The organism is Streptomyces sp. NPDC059787, from assembly GCF_042732315.1.
In the GTDB taxonomy this organism is placed as follows: domain Bacteria; phylum Actinomycetota; class Actinomycetes; order Streptomycetales; family Streptomycetaceae; genus Streptomyces; species Streptomyces atrovirens.
This window is the reverse complement of sequence record NZ_JBHWHX010000010.1, coordinates 220,921-229,093: the sequence shown is the minus strand read 5'-3', so window position 1 is coordinate 229,093 and position 8,173 is coordinate 220,921. Positions and strand designations below refer to the sequence as shown.

Here is an 8,173-nt window from a genome sequence, read left to right as displayed (position 1 = left end):
TCCCGGCGGAACACCGCATGGGCGGCGTCACGCCGGGAGGAACGCTCCCCTCGTCGAACGGCGGCAGGAGGCGCCGGCAGCATCCGGGGGCGAGGCGAAGAACCCTCCCGCCCTCCGGCACTCCCGGTCCAGAAGACCGACTCCCGGTCTAGAAGACCGATTCCGCCTCGTCCATCCGGTCCACCGGGACCGTCTTCAGCTCGGTGACCGCCTCCGCCAGCGGCACCATCACGATGTCGGTCCCCCGCAGAGACGTCATCTTGCCGAACTCGCCCCGGTGCGCCGCCTCCACCGCGTGCCAGCCGAAGCGGGTGGCGAGGACGCGGTCGTACGCCGTCGGGGTGCCGCCGCGCTGGACGTGGCCGAGGATGACCGGCTTGGACTCCTTGCCGAGCCGGCGCTCCAGCTCGTACGCCAGGGCCGTGCCGATGCCCTGGAAGCGCTCGTGGCCGAACTTGTCGATCTCGCCCTTGCCGTAGTCCATGGTGCCGTCGGCCGGGTGTGCGCCCTCGGCGACGCAGATCACCGCGAACTTCTTGCCGCGGGCGAAGCGTTCCTCGACCATCTTGACGAGCTGGGCCGGGTCGAAGGGGCGCTCGGGCAGGCAGATGCCGTGGGCGCCGGCCGCCATGCCGGACTCCAGGGCGATCCAGCCCGCGTGCCGGCCCATGACCTCGACGACCATCACGCGCTGGTGGGACTCGGCGGTGGTCTTGAGGCGGTCCATCGCCTCCGTGGCGACGCCGACCGCCGTGTCGAAGCCGAAGGTGCGGTCGGTGGAGGAGATGTCGTTGTCGATCGTCTTCGGGACGCCGACCACGGGCAGACCCGCGTCGGACAGCATGCGGGCCGCGGTGAGCGTGCCCTCGCCGCCGATCGGGATCAGCGCGTCGATGCCGAAGTCGCGGATCATGTCGGAGGCGTTCTCGCAGGCCTCGCGGAGGCGGTCGCGCTCCAGCCGGGAGGAGCCCAGTATGGTGCCGCCCCGGGCCAGGATGCCGCTGACCGCGTTGAGGTCGAGCGGCCGGTAGCGGCCGTCCAGCAGACCGGAGTAGCCGTCCTCGAAGCCGATGACCTCGTCGCCGTAGTTGTCGACCGCCCGGTGCACGACCGACCGGATCACTGCGTTCAGTCCAGGGCAGTCGCCGCCTGCGGTGAGTACTCCTATACGCATCGTGCTGAGTCTCCTGGTCGCTGTCGATACCGGTGAGCCAGTCCCGATTGTTTCACGTCCCTCCGGGCGCCGCCGACGCCGTACGGGTGAGCGCCCTAGCCAGCGCCGGAGGTATTGTCAAGAGGGGTCCGCTCACCTGGGTGGGCGTTTTTTGCGGCCCCGCCGAAGACCCTTGCGGCCCTCGACGAAACGGAGAGCGCGCGTGACCCGCAGCGTGTACGTGACCGGTATCGACCGCGGCGACGGCCGCCAGGTCGTCGAACTCGGGGTCATGGAGCTCCTGACCAGGCAGGTCGACCGGGTGGGAGTCTTCCGCCCCCTGGTGCACGACGGGCCCGACCGCCTCTTCGAACTGCTGCGCGCCCGGTACCGGCTCACCCAGGACCCGTCGACCGTCTACGGCCTCGACTACCACGAGGCGTCCGCCCTCCAGGCCGAGCAGGGCACGGACGAGCTGGTGTCGACGCTCGTCGACCGGTTCCACCGGGTCGCCCGCGACTACGACGTCGTCCTCGTCCTCGGCACCGACTACGCCGACACCCAGCTCCCGGACGAGCTCAGCCTGAACGCCCGGCTCGCCAACGAGTTCGGCGCCTCGGTGATCCCGGTCGTCGGCGGCCGCAGGCAGACCGCCGAGTCGGTGCGCGCCGAGACCCGCAACGCCTACCGCGCCTACGACACCCTGGGCTGCGACGTGCTCGCCATGGTGGTCAACCGGGTCGCCCGCGAGGACCGCGACGAGCTCGCCGAGCGGCTCGCCACCCGGCTCCCGGTCCCCTGCTACGTGCTGCCCGACGAACCGGCGCTGTCCGCCCCGACCGTCTCCCAGATCGTCCACGCCCTCGGTGCGAAGGTGGTGCTCGGCGACGACTCCGGGCTGGCCCGCGACGCCCTGGACTTCGTGTTCGGCGGCGCGATGCTGCCGAACCTCCTCGCTGCCCTGACCCCGGGCTGCCTGGTCGTCACGCCGGGCGACCGCGCCGACCTGGTCGTCGGTTCGCTGGCCGCGCACAGCGCCGGGACCCCACCGATAGCCGGGGTGCTGCTGACCCTGGACGAGGTGCCCGGCGAGCGCATCCTCACCCTCGCCGACCGGCTCGCCCCCGGCACCCCGGTGCTGTCGGTGCCGAGCAACAGCTTCCCCACCGCCGAGCAGCTCTTCTCCCTGGAGGGCAAGCTGAACGCGGCCACCCCGCGCAAGGCGGAGCGGGCGCTCGGCCTGTTCGAGCGGTACGCCGACACCGCGGACCTCACCAAACGGGTCTCCGCGCCCAGCAGCGACCGCGTGACCCCGATGATGTTCGAGCACAAGCTGCTGGAGCAGGCCCGTTCCGACCTGCGCCGGGTCGTGCTCCCCGAGGGCACCGAGGAACGGGTGCTGCACGCGGCGGAGGTGCTGCTGCGCCGGGGCGTGTGCGAGCTGACGCTGCTCGGTGACGTCGACCAGATCCGCAAGAAGGCCGCCGACCTGGGCATCGACCTCGGTGACAGCCGGCTGATCGACCCGGCCACCTCCGAGCTGCGGGACTCCTTCGCCGAGCGGTACGCCGCCCTGCGCGCCCACCGGGGCGTCACCGTGGAGCTGGCCTACGACGTCGTCTCGGACGTGAACTACTTCGGCACACTGATGGTGCAGGAGGGGCTCGCCGACGGCATGGTGTCCGGTTCGGTGCACTCCACGGCGGCGACCATCCGGCCGGCCTTCGAGATCATCAAGACCAAGCCGGACGCGGGCATCGTCTCCTCCGTCTTCTTCATGTGCCTGGCCGACAAGGTGCTGGTCTACGGCGACTGCGCGGTCAACCCCGACCCGGACGCCGAGCAGCTCGCCGACATCGCCGTGCAGTCGGCGGTCACGGCGGCGCGGTTCGGGGTGGAGCCGCGGATCGCGATGCTGTCGTACTCGACCGGTACGTCCGGTACGGGCGCCGACGTCGACAAGGTGCGCGCCGCCACCGAGCTGGTGCGCTCGCGCCGGCCCGATCTGCGGATCGAGGGGCCCATCCAGTACGACGCCGCCGTGGAGCCGTCGGTCGCGGCGACCAAGCTGCCCGGCTCGGAGGTGGCCGGGCAGGCGACGGTGCTGATCTTCCCCGACCTGAACACCGGCAACAACACCTACAAGGCCGTGCAGCGCTCGGCCGGCGCCATCGCCGTCGGGCCGGTGCTCCAGGGTCTGCGCAAGCCGGTCAACGACCTGTCCCGGGGCGCCCTCGTCCAGGACATCGTCAACACCGTCGCCATCACGGCGATCCAGGCCCAGTCCCCGACCGAGAAGGCGACCGCCCAGTGAGCTCCACGCGTGTCCTCGTCCTCAACTCCGGCTCCTCGTCGGTGAAGTACCAGCTGCTGGACATGCGCGACAGCAGCCGGCTGGCCTCCGGGCTGGTCGAGCGGATCGGTGAGCGGACCTCCCTCGTCCGGCACACCCCGCTCGCGGCGGGCGGCGGGGCCCGGGAGCGGACCGGGCAGGTCGTCGACCACGACGCCGCGCTGAAGGCGATGGCCGAGGAGCTGGCCGCCGACGGGCTCGGGCTCGACTCCCCCGAGCTGACCGCGATCGGCCACCGGGTGGTGCACGGCGGGAAGCACTTCACCGAGCCGACGGTGATCGACGACCGGGTGCTGGCCGAGATCGAGCGGCTGATCCCGGTCGCGCCGCTGCACAACCCGGCCAACCTCACCGGCATCCGCACCGCCATGACGCTGCGCCCGGACCTGCCGCAGGTCGCCGTCTTCGACACCGCCTTCCACACCACGATGCCGGAGTCGGCCGCCCGCTACGCGATCGACGTCGAGACCGCCGACGCGCACCGCATCCGCCGCTACGGCTTCCACGGCACCTCGCACGCGTACGTCTCCCGGGCGACGGCCGGGCTGCTGGGCAAGGAGCCCGAGGAGGTGAACGTCATCGTGCTGCACCTGGGCAACGGGGCGTCCGCCTCGGCCGTACGGGGCGGGAGGTGCGTGGACACCTCCATGGGGCTGACGCCCTTGGAGGGGCTCGTGATGGGTACGCGGTCCGGAGACATGGACCCGGCCGTCATCTTCCATTTGATGCGTGTTGGCGGAATGTCCGCCGACGAGATCGACACTCTCCTCAACAAGAAGAGCGGTCTGGTCGGACTCTGCGGTGACAACGACATGAGGGAGATCCGGCGCCGGATCGACGCGGGCGACGAACAGGCGAAGCTGGCGTTCGACATCTACATTCACCGTCTGAAGAAGTACATCGGCGCCTATTACGCCGTTCTCGGACGGGTGGACGCGGTGGCCTTCACCGCCGGGGTCGGTGAGAACGCCGCTCCGGTGCGGGAGGCGGCCGTGGCGGGCCTGGAGGGGCTGGGCCTGGCGGTGGACGGCGGGCGCAACGCCGTACGCGGCGGCGGGCCGCGGCTGATCTCGCCCGAGGGCGCGCGGGTCGCGGTCGCGGTGGTACCGACGGACGAGGAAATGGAGATCGCTCAGCAGACATACGCACTGGTCGGAAAGAACAACTGAGCAGGGACTTCCTCATTTGTATCTTCCGCCAGACGGAATATTCCGTAGCGAAACAAACCGATAGGATCGCCCCATGCGCCGTTCGAAAATCGTCTGTACTCTCGGCCCCGCGGTCGACTCCCACGAGCAGCTCGTCGCTCTGATCGAAGCCGGCATGAACGTGGCCCGCTTCAACTTCAGCCACGGCTCGCACGCCGAGCACCAGGGCCGGTACGACCGGGTCCGTGCCGCCGCCAAGGAGACGGGCAGGGCCATCGGCGTCCTCGCCGACCTCCAGGGCCCGAAGATCCGCCTGGAGACCTTCGCCGAGGGTCCCGTCGAGCTGGTGCGCGGTGACGAGTTCACCATCACCACCGAGGACGTCCCGGGCGACAAGACGATCTGCGGAACGACCTACAAGGGCCTGCCCGGTGACGTGTCCAAGGGCGACCAGATCCTGATCAACGACGGCAACGTCGAGCTGAAGGTCACCGAGGTCGACGGCCCCCGCGTGAAGTCGATCGTCATCGAGGGCGGTGTCATCTCCGACCACAAGGGCATCAACCTGCCCGGCGCGGCGGTGAACGTGCCCGCGCTGTCCGAGAAGGACATCGAGGACCTGCGGTTCGCCCTGCGGATGGGCTGCGACCTGGTCGCGCTGTCCTTCGTCCGGGACGCCAAGGACGTCGCCGACGTCCACCGCGTGATGGACGAGGAGGGCCGCCGGGTCCCCGTCATCGCCAAGGTGGAGAAGCCGCAGGCGGTGGAGAACATGGAGGGCGTCGTGGCGGCCTTCGACGCCGTCATGGTCGCGCGCGGCGACCTGGCCGTCGAGTACCCGCTCGAGAAGGTCCCCATGGTGCAGAAGCGCCTGATCGAGCTCTGCCGGCGCAACGCCAAGCCGGTGATCGTGGCGACCCAGATGATGGAGTCGATGATCACCAACTCCCGTCCGACCCGCGCCGAGGCCTCCGACGTGGCCAACGCGATCCTGGACGGCGCCGACGCGGTCATGCTGTCGGCCGAGTCGAGCGTGGGCGCGTACCCGATCGAGACCGTGCGGACGATGTCGAAGATCGTCCAGGCGGCCGAGCAGGAGCTGCTCTCCAAGGGCCTGCAGCCGCTGGTGCCGGGCAAGAAGCCGCGCACCCAGGGCGGTTCGGTGGCCCGTGCCGCCTGCGAGATCGCCGACTTCCTCGGCGGCAAGGGCCTGGTGGCCTTCACCCAGTCCGGCGACACGGCCCGGCGGCTGAGCCGCTACCGCGCCACCCAGCCGATCCTGGCGTTCACCACGGACGAGTCGACCCGCAACCAGCTCGCGCTCAGCTGGGGCGTGGAGCCGTACGTCGCGCCGTTCGTGAACAGCACCGACGAGATGGTCGAGCTGGTGGAGCAGGAGCTGCTCAAGCTGAACCGCTTCAGCGAGGGCGACACCGTGATCATCACGGCCGGCTCGCCCCCCGGTGTCCCCGGCACCACCAACATGGTCCGTGTCCACCACCTGGGCGGCGCGACCGGCTGACGGTAAGGGGCCCGTACGGCACCGAGGGCGCCCCCTGTGGTCTCACAGGGGGCGCCCTCGGTGTTGCGGCTCCCGGGGGGGCCTGGTGGCGTTCAGCCGGTGGTGATGTACTGCTGGAGCCCGGGGACGTGCAGGGTGCCGCCGAACTGGCCGGCCTGCTTCACCGTCACCTTGGTGAAGTAGATCAGCGGGATGTCGAGCGGCGGCGGGTTCTCCGGGTCGAACGTGACCGGGATCAGGCCGAGCAGGTTGCCGGAGATGCTCTCGGTGTACATCACGGTGTCGCCGTCACGGATGGTGGACGTCGACCCCTTGGCCGCCTGCACGTGGTGGGTCGCGCCGGACTGCTCGTCCTTGACCGTCTGGTGCAGGTCCCCGATGTCGGTGCCGTCGGAGATGACGTACTTCAGCACCCTCTTGGTGCCGCCGCTCGCCGTCCGCACCTCGACGATGCCCTCGTACGAGGCGCCCTTCAGCAGCAGCGAGCTGGCGTTGAGGGTCCAGGGGTCGTCGGGCAGCAGGAGCTCGTTGTCGACGCCGCCCTCGGCGTCGGTGGCGATCGGGCAGTCCTCGGGGTCGACCGTGGCCGACTCGGAGGGGCTGGGAGAGGCGGTGGCCTCGGGGGTCTCGGTGGCCTCCCCGGTGGCTTCCCCGGCCGTCTCCTTGGTGTCCTCGGCGGTCTCCGAGGCCTTGTCGCCGGTGTCCTCGGTGGTGTCCTCGGTGGTGTCCTTCGCCGCTTCGGTGACCTTCTCGGTGGTCTCCTCGGCGGTTTCGGCCGCGTCCTTCGCCGCGTCCTCCGTGGCGGAGGCGGACGGGGTGGGGCTCGCCTCGGCCTCCTTCTCCTTCGGGGTGAAGACGTCCTTGAGGGCGTCTCCGAGGCCCTCAAGGAGGTTGCGGTCGGTCTCCGAGGGCTCCGGCTCGGGCTCGGGCTCGGCCGTGTCCTCGGCGGCGGAGGCGGAGGCCGAGGGGGCGGGCGCCGGCTCGTCCTTGTCGTCGGAACCTGAATCCGACGAAGAGGACGTGTCCTTGTCAGTGCCCTTGTCCGCCTCGGGGGCCTGCTGCTCGCCGGAGGTCTCCGCCGAGGGCTCCTCGTCCGCGGACGCGCTCCCGCTCGCCGACGCGGACGGTGTGGGCGACGCGGAGGCGTCGTCCTTCTCGGCGTTCTCGACGATCTCCAGGCAGGCCTGGTACTCGTCGACGGTCAGGCTGTTCGCCGTCGGCGCCCCGTCGTTGCCGTCGGCGAGGGCCAGCGTCGGCGTGAACCCCATCCCCATGAGGACCGCCGTGGGCATCGCCGCCAGGGCGATCGCCTTGCCGCTCGGCACGTGGAACCTGGTGAACAGCGGCTTCTTCGGGGCCGCGTGACGCGGTCCGCGCACCTCGTCAGCCGACACGGTGCCCCCCTGCGGCCCGGACGCCGTCCGCCTCACCGTCTTCCCCCTTCTCGAAGGAAACGGCCGGGAACTGCGGTGCCACGGCGGGGTCGTGGGGCGTGGTGTCCGGCGCCGCCTCACCCGTGGGCGCGTCGGCGCCGTCGTGCTCCCCCGCCGCCTCGACCGGGGGCTCGCCCGGCGCCCAGGAGAGGGCGAGCGCACCGCCGATCAGCGCGAGCAGGAAGCCGATCAGGAAGCCGCCTATGTTGGAGATCACCAGCGACACGAGGGCCAGCAGGATCGATGCGACACCGGCGAAGACACGGGTCGCCGCCTGGAACCACATCGTCAGGCCCAGCGTGACCAGCAGCACGCCGATGATCAGCGATCCGGCGCCGGCCGTCGTCGCCATGGCGAGCGACATGTGGCCCAGCTTGAGCGTGGCGTAGGGGAAGTACGCGATGGGTATGCCGCCCAGCAGCGTGAACAGACCGGCCCAGAACGGCCGGGTGCCCCGCCAGCCGCGGAAGCGCAGTCGCAGCCGGGTGAAGGTCCCGGTGCTCTGGACCGGAGTCTCGGCACTCATGGAAAAAGCTCCCTGGGTCCGGTGGAAGTACGTACCGG

At 70.7% G+C, this 8,173-nt stretch carries 6 protein-coding genes; 3 read left to right on the top strand and 3 right to left on the bottom strand.

Annotated elements, in window-relative coordinates:
• Positions 1-148 precede the first annotated feature (148 nt).
• Complete coding sequence (locus tag ACFV5H_RS12765; RefSeq protein WP_385057623.1) at positions 149-1,174, bottom strand: ATP-dependent 6-phosphofructokinase; 1,026 nt, start codon at positions 1,172-1,174, stop codon at positions 149-151.
• A gap of 202 nt (positions 1,175-1,376) precedes the next feature.
• Here ACFV5H_RS12765 and pta point away from each other — a divergent pair, with 202 nt between their 5' ends.
• The 3 genes from pta to pyk all read left to right on the top strand — a co-directional run bounded on the left by pta (position 1,377) and on the right by pyk (position 6,176).
• Positions 1,377-3,467 carry a phosphate acetyltransferase gene (gene pta, locus ACFV5H_RS12760; protein WP_385057622.1) on the top strand — a complete coding sequence of 697 codons (2,091 nt, stop codon included), beginning with the start codon at positions 1,377-1,379 and terminating at the stop codon, positions 3,465-3,467.
• Positions 3,464-4,675: an acetate kinase gene (locus tag ACFV5H_RS12755; protein WP_385194516.1), complete on the top strand. Its 1,212-nt coding sequence runs from the start codon at positions 3,464-3,466 to the stop codon at positions 4,673-4,675. Before pta ends, ACFV5H_RS12755 begins: the two co-directional genes overlap by 4 nt.
• A gap of 73 nt (positions 4,676-4,748) precedes the next feature.
• Positions 4,749-6,176: a pyruvate kinase gene (gene pyk / locus ACFV5H_RS12750; RefSeq protein WP_385057619.1), complete on the top strand. Its 1,428-nt coding sequence runs from the start codon at positions 4,749-4,751 to the stop codon at positions 6,174-6,176.
• A 92-nt stretch (positions 6,177-6,268) separates the two neighbouring features.
• On the opposite strand, the gene ACFV5H_RS12745 is transcribed toward pyk, so the two are convergent.
• Positions 6,269-7,570 carry a hypothetical protein gene (locus tag ACFV5H_RS12745; protein ID WP_385194513.1) on the bottom strand — a complete coding sequence of 434 codons (1,302 nt, stop codon included), beginning with the start codon at positions 7,568-7,570 and terminating at the stop codon, positions 6,269-6,271.
• The gene (locus ACFV5H_RS12740; protein ID WP_385057615.1) at positions 7,560-8,135 is read right to left on the bottom strand and encodes a DUF6114 domain-containing protein; all 576 of its coding nucleotides are present in this window, start codon (positions 8,133-8,135) and stop codon (positions 7,560-7,562) included. The genes ACFV5H_RS12745 and ACFV5H_RS12740 overlap by 11 nt, the downstream gene beginning before the upstream one ends.
• Positions 8,136-8,173: the final 38 nt, after the last annotated feature.